We start from the raw sequence: 17,572 nt of genomic DNA on the forward strand, positions 1-17,572 counted from the left end.
GTGGTCGGGTAACACTGCTCGGTGAGACCCAATATCACGGCACTACGTGGGAACAACGGAAAGCCTGCCCAGCGCCTGGTGACGCTTCAACCGATCAGTTGTAACGGGAACACCATCTGCAAAGTCGCGAAAGAGGCGAGCAGCTTCTTTGTTGACCAAGCCTGGCAGCGCGGACGCATTGGTAAGTGCAACCAAGCAAACAAGGCGGATTGCAGCATTAATCCGACTTCGCTCCGTGTCGACCTGGGATGGGTCAACCGGGAAGGGCCGGCGCGCTTGATCTATGGCCACGAGACACTGGTGAGTGGTGATGATGGAACTAAGGTCTATATCGGTCCCCGCGAGAACCTCGGCAAGAAGCGAATTGATTTCATCAGTGCGAGGTAGGACATTTTCAACGTAGCTCATTGGGGGATCACCCACTGACAGCGAGCTCCAGATAATAACCCAGGGGGAGTGCATTCCATTCCGGACGTAGGCATCGAAATTCAGCAGGCTCGTGTGACCTCAAGCCTGACCTTTTGTAATCAGGCGTTGAGAGGGATAGAGCAAATAGCCTACAGGGACTTACTTCGGGTGCTACCGGGGTGAGAGGGCTCGTGCCTCAGCCACTGCTGCACGGAACGCATCCTTGCCGTCCAATCCCATAAACTCAAAAAACTCCTCCTTAGGCAGGGCATTCAGCCAGCTACGGTACTCCTCATCCGACATGTCGTCGATCATGTCGGCTAGGCTCAGGAGCTTAGGTAGCAGGCTCTTGTAAGCGTCGTTCTCGCTCAGATCCTCAGGCGCAGTGGGTGCTGATGTCGTCACCTCGTTCTCGCCTTGTGCTGACGTTTTGCGTGATGAATATCCAAGTGCGATCTGGATGATCATCCGCTCAGCTTCCTGGAACTCATCACCCTCGACTGCGAAAGCCATGCAAATGCTGGCCAGCTCATTCATCAAGCTGCTCGGTGGTAGCTTTCCGTGCTTTCTCCAATGGAGGACATCGGCGGACAGCTGGCTTAAGTTTGCCTCCACAAAACCGCGGGCGGCCAGTCGTTGAATCTGTGCAGTCATGGGTACAGGCCTCACTTAGTGATTGGGGTCATTCAATTGGAGCCAGGTTCACCGCGCTCAGCATGTTGTTGTGAGCATTACCAATTGTTGGGATGTATGCGACGGCGTGGCCTTCAGCATTCGTCCAGCGAAAGGCCAAGTAGAAATGGTACTCAAGAGGACTGGCAGCGCCCGGCCAGCCCGCCAAATATCCTTCAGCAGCTACATTGCCAACGTTATGACCGCCCCATGGGCGAATACCGGCGATCTGAATTGTTGTAGCGTTTCGAGCGCCTTCCATCTTCTCCCGGATCTGAGCCTTGTTGTGCGGGTGCATAGGCCTTTGGGGCATGAAACGACGAATCTGGCGGATTTCATTCCTCAGAATTTGCTTCCAGAAATAGGGGCGGTCGACCTCCAGTCGAAAATCAAGGCTGACCAGATCGCCGACCTGGAATTTCGGTGTAGGCATTGTGGCTTCAGCTGAGCTGAATGGCTGAGTAGGGGAGGTGACTCGTGTCATTGGTATGGCCTGGGTGCTTGTAATGTGTCAATCCTAAGGGGCATACGGCTGTGCCAGAACCCTAGGTCATGAGCAGCTGTTTTAATCACGCTCGATCAGTGGCGCGAGCAGTGCACGGTATGTTTTGGCCTCCGCCACTGACTCAAGAATGTCAGGCAAGGCTCGATGCTGCTGGCGCTTCGAGGGTTCGAAGGAGGGGGATACCGTTTTCAGGAATTCTTTCACTGAGGAGATATCCAGATTCCGGTAGTACAAGAAGTCGTGAAGTTCCGGCATCTGGGCTTCGATGAACATCCGATCGAAGTGGATGCCACTCCCACACAGCGGCTCGACTTTCTTGGTGACACCGTTCTGCCGGTAGAACTGAATCAGTTGGTGTTCCGCGGCCTTGAGAGTAGTGAAGGACTTGACCACCTCATCGAAGAGTCCGTTATTCGTATGCATGCGCGTGACAGCCTCATCACTGAGCTCGAGGACACGAACCATGGGCTGCTGGATCACGATTGAGGTACTGGCCAGCACAGTGAAGTGTTCATCAGTGACCACTGCCCCAATTTCGAGGATACGGTGTTCGTAAACTCTACGGTCGAAGAGCTCAGTAAAGCCTGTGGTTTCCAGGTCAAGCCATGGGAGCCTGCGTTGAGATCGGGTCATTGGGTCATCCTCCATAAATTGATGTGCCCATTGTCCAGCCGGCTTGGGTGTGCCACCACCCAAACTACGCTGCCATTCACTCGTTAAAACTGGCCCTCGGGTCAATGCAATGCTCCGGTGGAATTCCAGCTAGAGTGCGAATGGCATCGAACTCCTGAACCGCCGCCCACGCCCCGTTACCCGGATCAATGCGCCCTGATACGTACACTGGGAAGGGGACGCGCTCGACTTCACCGTATGCCCTGGGATTGGCGAGCATTTTGGCCAACTGCGACTCGTGATCCAGATAGGCCTGCTTGTTGAATTGAGCAACCAGTTCCTCTGTAAGGATGTCAGCACCGCACGCGATCAGGCCGACCTGGCCGTTCACCAGCCGCTCGAATGCTGCCTGGTCTTGATGGTAGACATTTGGGTCGTACTGTTCAGGTGTGAGGCGGATAGACAGTCGGTGCTTGGCACCGTTGCTCAGCTGTACCTGGTAATGGTGCTCACCGCGATATGCGCTGAGGAAGTTGAAGACAGGGGATGTGGTGCGCATGGTCAGCTCCGGAGTTTGATGAGGACCATGCAATCGTAAATGCCCCTGCTAGTGCCAGAAGCACCAAGCTTCGCCAGGGGCGTTGGCACTAACAGATCTACTTGTAGCTTGCTGCCGCATACAAGAATACTAATACCAAAACTATCACACTCGTACTAAGGATTCCAAATGTAACTGAACGCATGCTCTTCCGTGTGTTGAGCGCAAATGTCGGGATGTATGTCATCACACCGAAAATCAACAGCAAGCTAACATACCCCAATAGAATGGAGAGCAGGCTAGGATCGTTACTTGAAAATAAGAACGGAATTGCAGTGATGCTTATGAATATCAGGCAAAGGTCAGCGCCAGTGTCGACTACTCGCCTCAATACGTCGTGACACCATAGAAAAGCCCCATTTTGAGGCTCTTCAGTGCTATAAAACAAATATGTGATGCAAGCCAGGATTGCGCTTCCAGCCAGCATCAGCGTGATTGTGCTGATGCCTATCTGCTCGTCTAAAACTTTGTTCCCAAACACCGACAAACTTTCAGCCTGGGTGATGAGCGTGAGCAGTCCCCCGAGTGCGAAATAGAAGATCATGAAGCCGGCACGGTCGGCCAGATGCTTTTTCAGGTATCCGAAGTTGAAGCTGATGTCCTCTCGGATTGGAAGGATTATCTTGCTGCGCACTGAGTTAAAGCTGCGTTTTAAACGCTCAAAAAAGACTGCCATAAACATCCCTATCGTTGTGGAACGGAAGAAACCGATCTGTCCTAATTCCCAGACTCTTGTGGGCAACTAGCCCCGCTTAGAAATCGACGTACGCTCGGCCACCAAGTTAGCCCTGTGCCGGTCTAGAGCCATATCCAGCTTCGACGCGGCGCTCTCAAGGTTAGTGCTTAGCTGGCTGGCGGGGGCGAACACGTCCCCCGAGCTTGAAAGCTGCAGAGCCCTCAATTCTGCAAGGGTCAGTGTAACCTCAGACTCCGACTCAAGCTCCTCTTGGGTGTATTCGCTGAACAGTGTCATGCCTAGTATCCACTTCCTCAGTTGGGAATACATTATCCCTGCCACCTGAGCATTGGCTAGCCAAAGCGGAGGCCTGAAAAAGTTTTCACAGCAGGTTCTGGCACGCGAATTTTGATGTGAGGATTGCCTCCTCAACGAATGCTGCCATCCGAAAGCGCCGGTGGCAGTGAATCAACGCAAGGCGCTTGTACCAACTGGAGATTCAAACGTGGTCACTCACTACTCGCAAGACCTTGGCACCTCTTCCTGCGGCCGGACCGGTTCAACCCTGGCCATCACCCAAGAACGTGGGCAAGTCTCGTGCAAGACGTGTCTGCGCTCGATGGAGAAGGCAGCACCAACACAGCTGACTGAGGGCCAGTCCGCGCCAGCTCAACAACCAAAGCCGCTGGTCACTCAACCTCAGCGATCGGTACAGCACGCGTCGTCCAAACTTACCGCTCGTGCATCCTGGGGTAATCGTCTGGCGCAGATGCCCGGTCGCAACCGCATGCCGCGCGGCAATGCTCAACAGGTGTACATCTGACTTTCCGCTAGGGCACCTAGACGGGTGCCCACTACACTTCCACAACCCTTTGAGTGCATCACTCTCCAAGCTGACGCTCTCAAGCTCGTTGCCCGCCTCAACAGGATCCTTGTTATCTCCTATCTCTTCACAAAACGTGAACTAATTTTGCTGTCTGACCTGCCCCATCAGTAAGGCGGAAAGTTCTCCACCTGATAGTTCCAAGCCTCCATTTGCTTTTTCTTTGCCATGTACTCAGGTGTCTGGGCAATCCCGTGCTCGTCGATGCCGTAGCGTTGCTCATCGCTCAGCATGAGGGGTAACACGTACACCACAAAAACCACCATTGCAGCGCCTACAACAGCTGAGAAGCCCAGGCCGAATACTAATCCGCTTACAACCATGCGCTCACTCCTAAAAGAGATCCGGTAACTCATTATTGTCCGCAGCTAACCGTGTCGCCAGCATTCCCGGCCTATTGGATGATATTACGGGACATAATTGCTCTCGACTGAGAATTGGTCACCCTTGGCTTAGCCCACAAAAACATGAATGACTAACGCAGTCAGAAGGGTCGAGCCAATCCATGCCAATACACCAAGGATCCAGGCGGGAAGCCCCTGTTTGAAAGGGTCCCAACCCCATGTCCAAAGTGCAACCATAGGAAGCCAGTGCAGTCCCGCCTTAGGGACATCCTGCATGTTCCCACCGATCACAGCAGTAATTGCTGCCAGAACGAGGAGGGTGGTTAGCAACCACCTTGCTCCCCTGATTGTTCGCTCAAGTGGAGGCTCTACTAGCTCAATGCCGAGTACCTTCATACCGGCAGCGCCAATTTGATGGCTTGAACTTTTGTGGGCCTGGTGTAGGACTGTTTCAGAATTGAGCCTGGCAATCTCATGGGGAATCTCTGTCACGATGTGAGGCCATTTATAGGCTAGACATCGCTCAGCGCCAAACCAAAATGACAGGCTCGAATTTACGCTGATCGCAGAATATGCGGGGGACCTGCGACGGAATGGAAGCCCTCCAGGTACTCAGCATGCTGCCGGGTGCCTGCCTTCAGGTTTTTGAGCGCCGATTCCTGAAGGCTGAGGCCATCTACCCTGGCCCGCTGGCCTTCGCGGTAGGCCAACGATTTTCTATCTTGGGATCTGATCATGATTGACTGCTGTGTTCGGCTCTACTTTCTAGACGAAGAAGTATCGGCAGGATTTATGTCAATTTGAGGGCCGCGCTTATGTATACCGCCTATGGGGGTGGCCCGCGTTGATCTCGGCTACTATTTTCGACCTGACGCTATTGAGCGCCAGCCCAAGTATGTTCGAGCCGCGCCAGTTGCGCCGGTCCAGGATGCGTGGATTGGACTCCCAGAGTTTTACGCCATAAACCCCATCACTCCCGCTTGCCTCAACAAACTCAAGATCACCTGTGTTGATCATTTCAAGTTTGAGATCCTCATGCTGAGTGAACTTGGCATACAGAGCATGTAGAAGGATTGCTTCCCGCCTCTCAACCCAAACAGCCTCGACGAAACCATCGACCTTGCGCCCAATAGCTTTCTGTTCAGCGGGATCATGGGTAGCCATGATTTCCGCAGCGCGGACTTCATCTCCAAAGAGGCGGGCCTTCGCGAACATGAGCATCTGTTCGACGCAATTGAAGATAATCCCCTTGACCGTGAACGGGCGCAGGTACCAGTTGCTGTATATCTCGCTCTTGTGGTGGAAGAGCAGGAACCCATTAGCAACCTTCACGGCCAAACCTCGGACAGCAATAGCTCCACAAACGTTGCCTCACCACTGAAACTACACGAAGCGAATTGACCGAGACTCCACCTAAGCGCCCGCACATCAGCCAAGCAGTCTAGGGTTTCTATGGGCGTTAGTGTGAATGAGATAGTCACAGTCATCTGCAATGGCCTTTGGCGAGGGTGTTTGGGCCAACCTAGGTTGGCCCCGTGATCTGCAAGCCTTAAGCCGCAGCGTTCTCAGATTTGTGCCCGAGGCTTGCTTGGAAAGATCGCAATGCAAACAAACGGTCTGCATAGGCGGACAGATCACGGAATGTTTTGAGGCTAAGCCCCGCTTGTTTTGCCGCCCAAAGCCAAGGACCAATTGTGACGTCCATTACGCTGATTTCATTGCTCGCGAAGTAGGCGTACCCCTGAACCATGCTATCCATTTGTTGCAGGTACTTACGCATGCTTGTCTGTGCGGCAGCGTCACCTTCTTTGGCAGCTTCCAACAGGGGGAAGAGTTGCTTATGAAAGGAGCGGACCTGCTTGCGGTAGATGGCACGACTAGCGGTGTTGGCAGGGAGCAGTGGGGGCTGGGGGTGTTGCTCGTCGATGTACTCGATGATGATGTCGAGTTCGCCGGTTGTCACGTTCCGATCACTGAGCGCCGGGGACTCAACGACATCGACTGAAAGCGCCAGATCGGCATGCTGGGCCATGTCCAGCTCGATGTATTCCAGACCTTTGACTTCGGCTGCAAAGCGGACGATATGCGATTGTACGCAGCTAGCAGAAGTGAACAGTTTGGTAGTTGAGGAAATGGACATTTGTGTAGCTCCGGATTGCTTGGCTGATGGGTGTATATTAAAAGCTCTTGTGTGTGCCACCAGCTACCGAGCCCGGAATTAATGACTTTCGCATACCCGATCTTGGGGAATGAATGTGGACCAACCCGGCTATTGGCCAGGTCGGTAAGTTGACTTGATTATGACGCTTTAGGCTGCCGTTTTTACGAGCGGCGGCGCCAAGTACACACCTTGGATTGCGCTTTCACGTTCCGATGTGGTCAACGACCACCCAAGGGTTTTTGCAATTGCATCAACTCCCTGTTCTGCCTGTTCGATTGTCGCGTAGTAGGTATGGATTCCAGCTGGGCCACGGGCCGTTTCCGCGATGTGTGCCACACGTTGCTTGCTCTGTGCTTTAGTCACGACCAGCACCAGTGCCGACAATGACGTGTGAGGGTAGTCCCCGCTGATTTCGCTAGCCACAGAGAAGGCGTCACGATCATTCAGATTTGATCCCATTCTGGCTGCGCGTGCCATTGCGCATTGCTCTTCGGAGATGAAGTCCAGAGGCGTTGCCGATTCAATTCCTGCCTCGGGGCTCGGATACACAGGCACACCGGAGTGCCAGCCATGGAAGCGGAGCTGCATCATGAAAACACCCCACTCTCGAACCGTCAGCTGTTTAGGCATCTTGGAATGCTCAGGCTTGAAGCGCTCGTAAAAAGCGTTGTCCAGGATTTGAAGCATCATTCGAACTGCACGGTTGCACACCTGGTGATCACAAGAGTCACTAGCGTTGCCTTCGGGCGTATCCGCGAATGCCTTCTCCTTGGCTGCAACAGGTAGGAGAAGGCGCAGCAGTTCAAAGGAGTATTCCAGGTACAGTTGATTGCGTGCAGGACTGAACGGCTTGCTCGCGATCTCCCCGGCGATGTGAGGCGCCCGGATGTCTGAAAGCAGCTTCACCAGCGACTCAACTGTAAATTTTGGGGTCTGGGAGATCATGAGGTTTGTCCTTGCTGATTTAATATGAGGCCAGTTTCAGTCTGTTTTTGCTGTGCCAGAAGCAACGGTGGCACTCATTTGTTCCCCTCAAATAAAGTGCCGGCAGCGGCCTTGATCTCCCAAGGCGGGGACTCAATTAAGGCGCTGCTGACCCATGAATCCGCAGTTCGGCCTTTGCTCGATAAGATCAGGAATTACTCAAGATAACGATGAAGTGATTCCCGCTGAAGGGGCCTTCCCCAATTGCAACCCTGAGCTTATCGACGACGTGCTCCCACCCGGGCATGTCGCTATCGGAGCCCTCACCGGTCATTGATGGGTCGACGAAGATTGCAACGTCAGCAATGTCGCCTTCGCTGACCGGGCCTTGCCGGGAATGCCATGTCATCGCCTGAGAGTTATTGAGCCAGCTGATGAATTCCGGCTGTGCGAACAACTCTGGTACGGACAGCTTGATGCCCGTGATAGTGCTGGGAACAGCTGATGCAATTGCGTGGCGGATTTGAGCGGACATGGACGAACCTCTTATTGAGTCGGATTGGGTGGTAGCTATGGCTTGCATGGGAAGCCAGCAGTTACTGATGGGTGATCACCAGCTGTAAGTTGGAAGTCCGTCGACCGCATCAACAGCCTGGTCAAGCTGCACCCATGTCCCGCTCCAGGTTTGTCCGCTAGCTGAGCAGGGGAGATCTTTCGTTTTCAGCCATGCAGCGATGTCCTGGAGGCACCTAGGGATTTCCTCCCCCGCGGCAACCTTTTCCTCGATGCTTTTCAGGGAGATGAAGAAGCCGTACGGCCACGCTGCGCAGGGAACCCAGGCGTTCTCATTGCCCAAGGCTGTGAGCGTCGCTGCAACCTCTTGAGTCAGGTGGCTGGTGCTGATTACAGGAAGGGAGATCAACTCCATGGGGGCATACCTCATCGCTTGATTGATGAGCCATATTCAGGACGAAATCGGTGTGCCAGAACCCCATAATCGCTAGATACACCCGGCAGATTCATTCCCCCGGGCAGGGCTTGTAATGGTTTCCCTGCCGTGTGCATATCGGCAAAGCCCTCGTGTAAGGTCGGGGTCTGGAATCGCGTGTCATAAGCCAAAAGGTAGCCCTACTTTTTGGCGAGGGGAGGGTACCTTGTTATATTGCCGCGAGACCGACAGGCCGGTACCAGCCCCGCAGGATCATTTACCTATTGAGGATGCAAATGCCAATCTCACTTTTTGACAGCGCGCCGCCGCCCCGGGATGTTACCCATCAGGTCCTGCAAATGGTCGTGTCCAATCTGACGGAACTGAGCATGCTGGCGGTGCCGCCTAGCAACCACCTCTATGAGATCTACAAGTGGGCTGTCCCTGCTGAGGTGAATCTCTACATTGATCGAATTGGGCAGGTGCCGATCGCTCCTGTTGAGTTGCTTGTGGCATTCGATGAAGAAACCCCGGGGCATGTCCTGGGGTTTCTGATGTACTTGCCTGTACCGACACATTCCGATGCTTGTGGTGTTACCTACATGGCTGTGCAAAAGACGCACCGAGGGCGCGGCATCGGTTCGGCAATGATGAAGAAGGCAATCGAACGGTACCCGCACATCGAGCTGACCTGCCCGGTAGCAAAGGTTGGCTTCTACGAGCGACTAGGGTTCCAAGTGCTTGATACCCACAACACCCAGGTGGTCATGAACACGAGGAGCGCCAGCACTGAGGGTCAGATGGCGATTGTGGATGTGGAACCGATTTACCGCTCCAGCCAGGCCCTTGAAATCAGAGACAGGCTTTTAGCGCGCTGGGGCCGGAAGGAGATGGTGAATGCTGAAACTCAATTGAACCGGCACGTAGCCCAGCTTCAACGGCAGGCCGTCGCGTTTGTCGGGGGCAGGCTGGGTACTGGAGTGAAGGCCTAGCCTCAACGCTCTATCGGGCCGCCAAAACGAGTCCCAGCGAATCGATTCGCTGATGTGCCTCTTCCACCGAATCGCAACAATCAATCCAGAAGTCAGGATCTGCTAGGACTGATATGGCGATCGGTGGAACATCCGGGGACGCTTCACTCTGAGGGCCTACAATGACTTGGGCGCCGCTGCGTAAATAGTTGGCCATGTCTGTGCGGGTTTCTGGAAACACCTTCAGGACGTGTGCATGCTGTGCTGGGGATAGCCCTTTAAGATCAGGCGGGGACGATAGAAGCTGTTTCATTCTATTGGGTTCTCATTGGCAGGGTTGACCGTCTTGCAACCGGGGGAATGGTAACCAGATTACCGGAACTCAGCGCACTGGCGGTCGGCTTCAGTTTGAGCAAGGCCTTCCTCTGCTTTGCCGGCCTCAACAAGGTCCGTGTACATTTCCTCAGTGTATCCCGATTGCGCCATCTCACCGTTGGACCAGCCGGCATTGAAGCCTGTGTCGCACTTGGAAACAAGAACAATCCCCCATACCTGATCGCTATCGTCCTTCTCGTCGGACGCATAGTGCGGACCTGATGAAACCAGCCCCTCGATCTCGTTGGACCAATAGAACTCTACCTGAGGCATGTCACGGCCGAGGAGGGTGAAGGGGATGAGCGGTGCGCTAGACATTTTGATTCTCCGCAGATGCTTGGATGGAGTAAGCATGAGAGCTGTTGCTGCGTGACACCATCACTCGCATAACTCTGGGCGCAGTCTTAGATCCACTAACTCTCCGAGGGTCAGCTCCCCGGCCAGGTACCGATTCAGTTCAGGCAATGGTTCGGACCCGACGCCAACACCGCTGAGTTCTTCTCGAAGCCTCAATTGCCGAAAAGCCAGTGCCCGGGATTGCTGCTCAGGGTTGAGGAGGGCGGATCTAAGAGTGCGCTCAACTGTGTCGCGGTTAGTAATTGCCATTAGTGAGCCTCAATGGGTGTGGATTTGGCCAGGCTTTCATCATCTGCATGGTCGACAGTGAGGCTAACCCATGCACCCTGCATTCGATACCCAACATGAGGTTCAACAGCGTCTACTCGTAGCTGGCGGAAAATCATCGACGGGCTGTTGGCACGGTTTCAAGTGACCGAAAATTACTGCGTTGAGAAGATGCCCATCCTGGGCAGCGAATGTTGATAGAGGATCGTATGGCCGATACACGCAAGATGACTAAGGCTCAGAAATTCGTAGCTGACATGATCAAGCACCGTGGCTTGGAGTTTGTTCAACTGGACATGCAGGTCGAGGTAGATGGTGACATCGGAACAATCATCGGAATGAACGACAGCGCGAACCTCAACGTACGATTCTCAAATCAGCTAAAGTACGGGAAGCATGTTCACAACTGCCATCCATGCTGGAAAGTAAAATACTATAGTGCTGAGGGGAAGTGCATCGCTCATTTTGATGGTGATAAGTGTGTATTCCGCCCCGCTCAGACTGTTGAATAAATTTTCACATGCAGCGGCCAATTACACGCACTACTTAATCAAAGGCAAAAGAATGCAGTCATCAGACAAATCAGTATCAGAAATTACTATGTTCACTAAGGGCGCAGATGGGGTTTGGCTACCTGTAATCATGGACCCGATGGGTGATGCTGGTAGGGAAAAGGAAATCGAGCAGTATCTCGAAATTCAACGAGTTGAACGCCAAACCCTGGAGAGCCAGGGCGAAAAGGTTCTGAGCTACAAATCATGAATTCGCCCTGGTCAAACCTGGAGAACAGTAAGATTTGACCAGCTTTGTGCGTTCAGTCATCACCAATCAAGTTCGCTACTAGGATTGGTTGGTTGCTTCGGGCGGTGAACATCATCGTGACCGAAACCTTGCTATACAACCCTCCAAAATACTCATCAGCATTCACACCGGCGAGGCGCTGTTTCAAGGGTGTGGTGCTGGTAATATGTTTGGATAGAAGGTTTTCGAATGAATCGTGATCCGAGTCAATCCAAGCTTGCAGGTCGGTTCTCAACTGGGCAATTGGCTTGAGCTTCTTACCCTTGGCCTTAACCCTTGGCAGATGCGTTCCAAGCACTTCTGTTTTCTTGATGGAATAGCTTAGAGCCACTGAGAGCAGCTTTACTCCGTTGGGTGCTGAGAGCTTCACAACCATCGTCGTGTCCGAGGACATTGCTCTGAGGTCTTCTGGTTTCACAGAAAGCTCAATCTGAACGGTCTTGAATGGTGCAGGCAGGATTCCGCGAATCTTCATGCTCTGAGCTATCTTAGTTATCTGCCTCCCAGCCAGGCGAGCCCAGCCGACATGCTTCTGATTGAGGACGCAAAGGCATCGTGAGCCCTTATCCAGCGGAGGCAGGATCTTGTTTCGCTTCTTCCAGCTAAGCAGGTCGACCCCGGGCTCAAACCGTAAGCATGGTGATGCTTTGGTAGGGGTTACAGTGCCTAGATGGTTAATGCCAGACGGATGTGCGGATTTCACTGTCTCTTGGAGTTCAGCAAGGGCTGCCGTTTTCCTCGATCGCCTCTCACCCTCCAGGCGAAGCTCCTGAGCATTTAACCGTTCCGCATTTGCTCGTTTTGCATCAACTTCAATGGTGCGAAGTGACTCGTTGAACTGTTCGTATGCCTCCTTGCCGCGCTCTACATCCTCAGCCATCTGGTGGAACCAATCCCAGTCGACCTGAACTAGACCTGGATCAGTAGTCCATTCCCGCACCATATTTCGTACTGACTCACAGGTTTTGTCTCGAGCTGAACCGTCGAAACAGACACTCAGCTCCTTGTTCCGCCTCCCTCCCTGAGTCAGGTTTTGGCTCCCAAGGGTGACAAACTGATCCTCATCCATGATCACTTTTGCATGCAGCTTCGGCACTACGAAGACTTTACATTCCTTTTTGAGTAGCTGTTTGAATGCGTTCAGCTTTGACGCACCGCTGAGAAAATCGCGGAGATCGAAGCGTGTATAGAACGTAGCTTTCTTGTTCGCGAGCAGCGTTAGAGTAGGGTTCTTCGTGATGTAGGGGGAGAGCACGGTAAGTTGAGACTGAGCACTGGTGATCTGTTGAATCCACCGCGGGGCCATCTTCGTTCGAATGCGGATCATCGGTCCTACCCTGGAAAGCCGGAAATGTACGTTACGCCCAGTATATCGGCAGCTTAACTCTGTGGTCGCGTGCACATGCACCCCTTAAAATGCTCACCAGACTCCGTGAATGGAAACGAATCAATGGATGTTCACCACTTAGCACCACCAGAGCTGGTCAGCTTGGCAGCGAGCTCGAGGGAGATCTTTGAAGGCATTCTGGCTCAATCACTGGGCCACCAGCGCACGCTGGGTACCTGTCTGTATGCGGCGGTGATGTGCGCGGCGGTAATCAACCGCTTTACGAGTTTCCAGGCCGCTGTGCGTGGGGGGGATGGTGATTCGGATGGCGGGCTCTACATCGACTGGGTTGGTCATGGTCACTATTGGGTGGAGGCGACAGCCGGCGATCAAGCCTTTGTTGTCGATGTCACTGCGGACCAGTTCGGGCTCCCCAAGGTAGTAGTGGCGCCCCTTGAAGATCTGCCAGCCAGGTACATACCTGGTGATCAGAAAGCAGTTGATGAACATGCTGCTGATCTGATGCTAGAAATCCAGTCGGAACAAGCCGGGTAATGCGATCGGTTTGTTTTGGTTACATGCTGTTGGCACGAGCATTCGTGCAGTTATCCTTACTCTCACAGCCCCGAACGGGGTACTGATCACCTTCGGGAGCGTCATCGTGAAGAAAACTGATATTGGAGTCGGCCGGTTCTATACCGACGGCAAAGCGGGTCTGCGTGAAGTCCTTGCCGAGGGGCCGCAATTCAAGCTGTACGAAGCAGTCGCAGATGAAGACTGCCTCCGTTATAAGCCCCATGTGAGTTCGGGCGGCATTCCTGCTGGGACCGAAAGTAACACCACTCGAGTTTCATTTGCCGCCTGGGCCAAGTCCGAAGTCCTCACGGGTGATGTTGGCCAGTGGCTTATCAATCACCAGTCGATTGCCATCGCCAAGAAGCTATCACCGGGGCAGCGAGCCTTCCTCGCGACGTTTGATCGTGATCTAAACCTGACAAGCAGTATTAGTTGTCAGCGTGGTGAATTCCGCTCTGCCAAGTCTTGCCGGGAGAAAGGGTTGATCGCTGAAATGCCTGAGTCATTGGCTAAGGATATGGATCATTTCGATCTCATCTTCACCGCCCTCGGCCTGGCCGTTCTAAAGCGGGTCCTTGAGGACCCCGCGTACGCCTGAGATGATCTGCATAGGAGCCGGACAATGGATTCCAAACGAAAGGGAAAGCAAACGCTGATCAGGTTTTGTGTCCTCGCTATATCAATTGTTGTAGCGCCGGCCGCCACTGCAGGTGACCCTGTTCAGTGTAAAAGGGTGGGAGGCAGCATTGTCGTAACGGCAACATCTGATGGGAGTGTGTACGCTATCAATGGCAGCGCGAGGACTATGGCGGCCGCCCAGGGCTGGAAAGATGGAAAAGAGCGTTACGAGCCGTCTGAACTGCTTGCGCTGCTTCAGCAGGGTGTGAAGAGCTGCTCAAGCACAGGCTCCACCTCAACCGCTGTTCCGGAATTATCGAATCACTCTGCTAAAGTCGATTCATCTCCTGCTCCCGTCGTAGCCTCAGGTGCCAAAACTTCCAGCTCGTTTAGCCGGGAAGGGTTTTCCAAGGCAGCAAGCAGCGGCGACATACCAACGCTCAAAGAGTATGTCGACGGCGGCTATGCTGTTGATACTCCTGGGCCAGACATGCCTTGGCTCAATCAGAAGGGTAATCCTGTGATCGCCGCCGCTGCGGCAGCCAAGAAGTGCGCTGCCGTCGATTATCTTCTCTCAGCAGGAGCGAAACCTGACTTCATGGGCATTAAGTACGGCTGGACCCCGATCGCGCATGCAGCGCAGGCCGGTGCTACCGACTGCGTCCGTTCTTTGCTTGCTGCTGGCGCGCGGCCAGATGTGGCATTAGAGCGGGGAGGAGATACGCCACTCATCATGGCGGCATACCAGGGTCACTTCGACGTAGTGAAACTTCTCGTAGAGCACGGTGCTAGCCTCAGCTCCAAGAATAATGACGGCGACACCGCATATCGCGCAGCCGTCGTGGGTGGGAGCAATGCAACTGCTCAGTATCTGAAATCCAAGGGTGGGAAGTGAAAAGATGACGACCGCAAGCAAGCATGAACTGGAGCCATACTGGGGGATCGTAGGTGCTGGCTTGGCCAGCCGGCGAGCAATGCCGGGAGCGATGAACATCAGCCCTGAGCACAAGGCCCCGCAATACGTAGTAACGCTATGCGAGGCTCTTCTCGCGCAGTTGCAGTCTGCGGGTGCAAATGACGTAACACTGAAGGATTTGACCCGCTTGGAGCGTACTTGCACCGGCGCTGATTACCAGCACAAGCTCGCCCTGCGGTGCTTGCAGCTTGAGCGCCCGGTCGCGGCTTAGCTCGGCTGGGAGCTTTCGTAGTTTTCAATCCAGTCTTCCAGACCCTTGGCCAGGGTCTGAAGACGTTGGGCTGGCTGGATTTCAGTGAACACTGGTCGAGCTAGCCAAGCCTCGAGCTGTACGATGATCTCGTTTATCTGTTCTTCCCCGCCCCAGTCGCAGTCCTGGTATTTCTGCTTTGTGAAACAGAACCATTGCACTTCGTCATCAGACTGCAATGGGGAGTAGTGCTCGAGCATTACGGTTTCGATCTTGTCTGCCAGCGTGACAACGCCAACTTTCATGGTTTCGCTGACTGATGCCAGGGTGCCCGGCGGCATACTGAGCAATCGGTCGCCAATCAGAAACGCCAACTCCTGCATGCGGTTCAGGTGGGCGTCGTACTCAGGAAACAGTTGCGGCGGCTGACCTGGGCGATAGATGCCAGTCGTTGTCAGGGCTTTGTTCATTTGCATGGTGGCTTCATCAATGGCTTAGAGTTGAGCCATCGTAGATCGCGTTATGGCGTGCCAGAAGCCAAGCGCCAGCTCCTGGCTTGTTGAGGATCACTCGACGGTTGACTCCCTGAGCTTGTCGAGGACGTCTAGGTAGTTAGAGTGCAGCTCTGGCCAGCCAGTGCCGGGGTTGAGTGCCTCTGCTGGGAGCTTACCAGTGCTAACGAGATATCGAATGCGAGGGTGGGCATGCCCTACCTTGGCCAGCCAACCGGCGCAGGCGAATTCCTCTCCCACCCGGCTTTGGTGACATGCGAATATCGGGTCGAGATAGCTTGGACCCATCCCATTGATGTCCGGGCTGCAGTTTCTCAGCCGTTCAGCCTTCTCCAGATCAAAATTGGGAATGTCTGAGGCTTCTTGATTCACTCGCCAAGGACAAGAGCCGCAGGGCTTTTTGAGAGGGTTCAGCGCGCATGAACTGGACACGGGTGATCACCTTGATCTGGGCGGTTCAGAGACCATTATTATGCCTGAGCTGTGAATCGCCACCCTAGGTCAGGGGCTAAACACGGCGGCGGCCGGTTGAGCTGCTCCGTCTAGTTTTCCCGCGACGGAATAGCGGTGGCTTTGGGAGTTAGTTGGTGGCGACTGCTGGCAGTGCATCCCCGGTCGCAGTGCGATGTGCATTGCGTAAGTTGGCCAGCGCAGTGAACAGAGCTTGTAGGTCGCCGCCGAGTTTCAGCTGCAGTGTTACTTCGCCGGGTGTGTCGCCCATCATCGGCAGCTCTTTCTCAAGTGCATCTGCGAGAGTGAGCAGCACAGGGACAGACGCATCGAGATCTTTGCGGCTGAAAAGGGGCGAGGGCGCCGAAGTGTTCTTGGGTGTGATCTTCTTGTGGCCGTTTTCGCGTGCTTTGGCCAGTTGATCTTGCATGTGAACTACGGTGTCCGCCCCTTTCATCTGGCACTTGAGATCTTCGTTGATCGCGCGCTTAACCGATACCTGTCCGGCCACAACCATTTGTTTTACTTCAGCCGGTACACGGTCGAAGTCCAGCATGGTGCGCACATGGCTCTCCTTGACGTGGAGACGGGTGGCAATCTCAGGGACGGTCATCTTGAGCTCAATTAGTTCGCGATACGAGTTGCCCAACTCCACAGGCTTCATGGCCACCTGACGGTTAGAGTTCAGCTGGCGGATGATGATCGACGCAGGGTCCGCATCGGTTTCCATAACCCACACCTGCTTGATGGTGCAGCCCTCGGAGATGGCAAGCATCAGGCCAGCGTAGCGAGTAATGCCGGTCACCACTCGAAGCTTGCCGCTTTCTGGTACCACAGTCATAGGATCGACGTGGTCGCCAGCCTTGTAAGCATTGGCGAAGCTACGGATCTGGTCCGGATCCAAGGATTCACGACGGGAGTCGGACATGTAGCAAACCAATAGAGCGACGGGTAGTGCAAACGCGTTGTTGCGTTTCGGGGCGAAATCGAGCCCGAGTTGTTGGTTCTTGATCAGGGTCTGGGTTACGTCGTGAAACTTGCGCAGAGAATTGCATGCGGCGAGGGAGTCGATGGCATGAGGGGTGATCAGGTCCGCGGCGATGTTGGGGGTAGTCATGAGGAGTTCTCCTGTTAGTTAATGAGCCTAGTTTCCTACTGATTTAGGTGTGCCAGAACCATACTTTAAAAAAATACGTAGCTTGAAAGCCCGTGTGCTCAGTAAAGAAAACGGCATATTTTTTACTTCCTTTAAATCGGCATGACAGAGTTTGTAAAAGTTTAGGAATTGGCTTTTATTTTCCATCCGGCCAAGTTAGATTGTTCAGGTGTTTTCTTTTTGTGGTGGTCGTGAGATGTCGAGACATAAATTCTATTCTTTTTGTACGGATTCAAATGTACAGGTGTATTTTTGTATTTCCGCTCTGGGTTCGATGCTTGGCAT

23 protein-coding genes are annotated in these 17,572 nt (G+C 53.8%); 6 read left to right on the forward strand and 17 right to left on the reverse strand.

Annotated features, from left to right (window positions below):
- Nucleotides 1-42: 42 nt before the first annotated feature.
- The 12 genes from MF6394_RS01800 to MF6394_RS01870 form a co-directional block, all read right to left on the reverse strand.
- Nucleotides 43-408, reverse strand: coding sequence for a hypothetical protein (locus MF6394_RS01800; protein ID WP_078465993.1), 366 nt, complete (start codon nt 406-408; stop codon nt 43-45).
- Nucleotides 409-579: 171 nt separating this feature from the next.
- The gene (locus MF6394_RS01805) at nt 580-1,062 is read right to left on the reverse strand and encodes a hypothetical protein (RefSeq protein WP_078465994.1); all 483 of its coding nucleotides are present in this window, start codon (nt 1,060-1,062) and stop codon (nt 580-582) included.
- A gap of 28 nt (nt 1,063-1,090) precedes the next feature.
- Nucleotides 1,091-1,513, reverse strand: a complete 423-nt coding sequence (locus MF6394_RS01810; RefSeq protein WP_078465995.1) for a hypothetical protein — start codon at nt 1,511-1,513, stop codon at nt 1,091-1,093.
- 132 nt (nt 1,514-1,645) lie between these two features.
- Nucleotides 1,646-2,218, reverse strand: coding sequence for an oligoribonuclease (gene orn, locus MF6394_RS01815; protein ID WP_078465996.1), 573 nt, complete (start codon nt 2,216-2,218; stop codon nt 1,646-1,648).
- A 76-nt stretch (nt 2,219-2,294) separates the two neighbouring features.
- The gene (locus MF6394_RS01820) at nt 2,295-2,756 is read right to left on the reverse strand and encodes a hypothetical protein (RefSeq protein WP_078465997.1); all 462 of its coding nucleotides are present in this window, start codon (nt 2,754-2,756) and stop codon (nt 2,295-2,297) included.
- A 97-nt stretch (nt 2,757-2,853) separates the two neighbouring features.
- Nucleotides 2,854-3,471, reverse strand: coding sequence for a hypothetical protein (locus MF6394_RS01825; protein ID WP_153045978.1), 618 nt, complete (start codon nt 3,469-3,471; stop codon nt 2,854-2,856).
- A 990-nt stretch (nt 3,472-4,461) separates the two neighbouring features.
- Entirely contained in the window at nt 4,462-4,677 is a 216-nt protein-coding gene (locus tag MF6394_RS01840; protein WP_078466001.1) for a hypothetical protein, read from the reverse strand.
- An 834-nt stretch (nt 4,678-5,511) separates the two neighbouring features.
- Nucleotides 5,512-6,030 carry an NADAR family protein gene (locus MF6394_RS01850; protein ID WP_011923119.1) on the reverse strand — a complete coding sequence of 173 codons (519 nt, stop codon included), beginning with the start codon at nt 6,028-6,030 and terminating at the stop codon, nt 5,512-5,514.
- Between the two features lie 217 nt (nt 6,031-6,247).
- Nucleotides 6,248-6,838: a glutathione S-transferase family protein gene (locus MF6394_RS01855; protein ID WP_078466004.1), complete on the reverse strand. Its 591-nt coding sequence runs from the start codon at nt 6,836-6,838 to the stop codon at nt 6,248-6,250.
- Between the two features lie 168 nt (nt 6,839-7,006).
- Nucleotides 7,007-7,804 carry a hypothetical protein gene (locus MF6394_RS01860; protein WP_078466005.1) on the reverse strand — a complete coding sequence of 266 codons (798 nt, stop codon included), beginning with the start codon at nt 7,802-7,804 and terminating at the stop codon, nt 7,007-7,009.
- Nucleotides 7,805-7,991: 187 nt separating this feature from the next.
- Nucleotides 7,992-8,318: a hypothetical protein gene (locus tag MF6394_RS01865; RefSeq protein ID WP_078466006.1), complete on the reverse strand. Its 327-nt coding sequence runs from the start codon at nt 8,316-8,318 to the stop codon at nt 7,992-7,994.
- A 75-nt stretch (nt 8,319-8,393) separates the two neighbouring features.
- Entirely contained in the window at nt 8,394-8,711 is a 318-nt protein-coding gene (locus MF6394_RS01870) for a DUF5983 family protein (RefSeq protein WP_078466007.1), read from the reverse strand.
- Between the two features lie 296 nt (nt 8,712-9,007).
- Here MF6394_RS01870 and MF6394_RS01875 point away from each other — a divergent pair, with 296 nt between their 5' ends.
- Nucleotides 9,008-9,703 (forward strand): GNAT family N-acetyltransferase, encoded by a 696-nt coding sequence (locus MF6394_RS01875; RefSeq protein WP_078466008.1) that lies wholly within the window; start codon nt 9,008-9,010, stop codon nt 9,701-9,703.
- Between the two features lie 351 nt (nt 9,704-10,054).
- Here MF6394_RS01875 and MF6394_RS01885 read toward each other — a convergent pair whose 3' ends face one another.
- The gene (locus tag MF6394_RS01885; protein WP_078466010.1) at nt 10,055-10,375 is read right to left on the reverse strand and encodes a hypothetical protein; all 321 of its coding nucleotides are present in this window, start codon (nt 10,373-10,375) and stop codon (nt 10,055-10,057) included.
- Nucleotides 10,376-10,890: 515 nt separating this feature from the next.
- Between MF6394_RS01885 and MF6394_RS01895 the strand changes: the two genes are divergently transcribed.
- Nucleotides 10,891-11,193, forward strand: coding sequence for a hypothetical protein (locus MF6394_RS01895; protein ID WP_177345123.1), 303 nt, complete (start codon nt 10,891-10,893; stop codon nt 11,191-11,193).
- A gap of 52 nt (nt 11,194-11,245) precedes the next feature.
- Nucleotides 11,246-11,443, forward strand: coding sequence for a hypothetical protein (locus MF6394_RS33680; protein WP_153045979.1), 198 nt, complete (start codon nt 11,246-11,248; stop codon nt 11,441-11,443).
- 52 nt (nt 11,444-11,495) lie between these two features.
- On the opposite strand, the gene MF6394_RS01900 is transcribed toward MF6394_RS33680, so the two are convergent.
- A complete protein-coding gene (locus MF6394_RS01900) occupies nt 11,496-12,809 on the reverse strand; it encodes a phospholipase D family protein (protein WP_078466012.1) in 1,314 nt (437 codons plus the stop codon).
- 123 nt (nt 12,810-12,932) lie between these two features.
- Here MF6394_RS01900 and MF6394_RS01905 point away from each other — a divergent pair, with 123 nt between their 5' ends.
- The 3 genes from MF6394_RS01905 to MF6394_RS01915 all read left to right on the forward strand — a co-directional run bounded on the left by MF6394_RS01905 (nt 12,933) and on the right by MF6394_RS01915 (nt 14,898).
- Nucleotides 12,933-13,364 carry a hypothetical protein gene (locus MF6394_RS01905; protein ID WP_078466013.1) on the forward strand — a complete coding sequence of 144 codons (432 nt, stop codon included), beginning with the start codon at nt 12,933-12,935 and terminating at the stop codon, nt 13,362-13,364.
- A 106-nt stretch (nt 13,365-13,470) separates the two neighbouring features.
- Nucleotides 13,471-13,983, forward strand: a complete 513-nt coding sequence (locus MF6394_RS01910) for a hypothetical protein (RefSeq protein WP_177345124.1) — start codon at nt 13,471-13,473, stop codon at nt 13,981-13,983.
- A 24-nt stretch (nt 13,984-14,007) separates the two neighbouring features.
- On the forward strand, nt 14,008-14,898 hold the full coding sequence (locus tag MF6394_RS01915) for an ankyrin repeat domain-containing protein (RefSeq protein WP_078466014.1): 891 nt from the start codon (nt 14,008-14,010) through the stop codon (nt 14,896-14,898).
- Nucleotides 14,899-15,186: 288 nt separating this feature from the next.
- Here MF6394_RS01915 and MF6394_RS01925 read toward each other — a convergent pair whose 3' ends face one another.
- From MF6394_RS01925 to MF6394_RS01930, 3 genes are all read right to left on the reverse strand, one after another.
- A complete protein-coding gene (locus MF6394_RS01925) occupies nt 15,187-15,645 on the reverse strand; it encodes a hypothetical protein (RefSeq protein ID WP_078466016.1) in 459 nt (152 codons plus the stop codon).
- A gap of 90 nt (nt 15,646-15,735) precedes the next feature.
- A complete protein-coding gene (locus tag MF6394_RS35090; RefSeq protein WP_352231491.1) occupies nt 15,736-16,113 on the reverse strand; it encodes a DUF6283 family protein in 378 nt (125 codons plus the stop codon).
- 148 nt (nt 16,114-16,261) lie between these two features.
- Nucleotides 16,262-17,248 (reverse strand): ParB/RepB/Spo0J family partition protein, encoded by a 987-nt coding sequence (locus MF6394_RS01930; protein ID WP_078466017.1) that lies wholly within the window; start codon nt 17,246-17,248, stop codon nt 16,262-16,264.
- Between the last annotated feature and the right edge of the window lie 324 nt (nt 17,249-17,572).

This window comes from Pseudomonas sp. MF6394, assembly GCF_002018845.1.
Taxonomy (GTDB): Bacteria; Pseudomonadota; Gammaproteobacteria; order Pseudomonadales; family Pseudomonadaceae; genus Aquipseudomonas; species Aquipseudomonas lactis.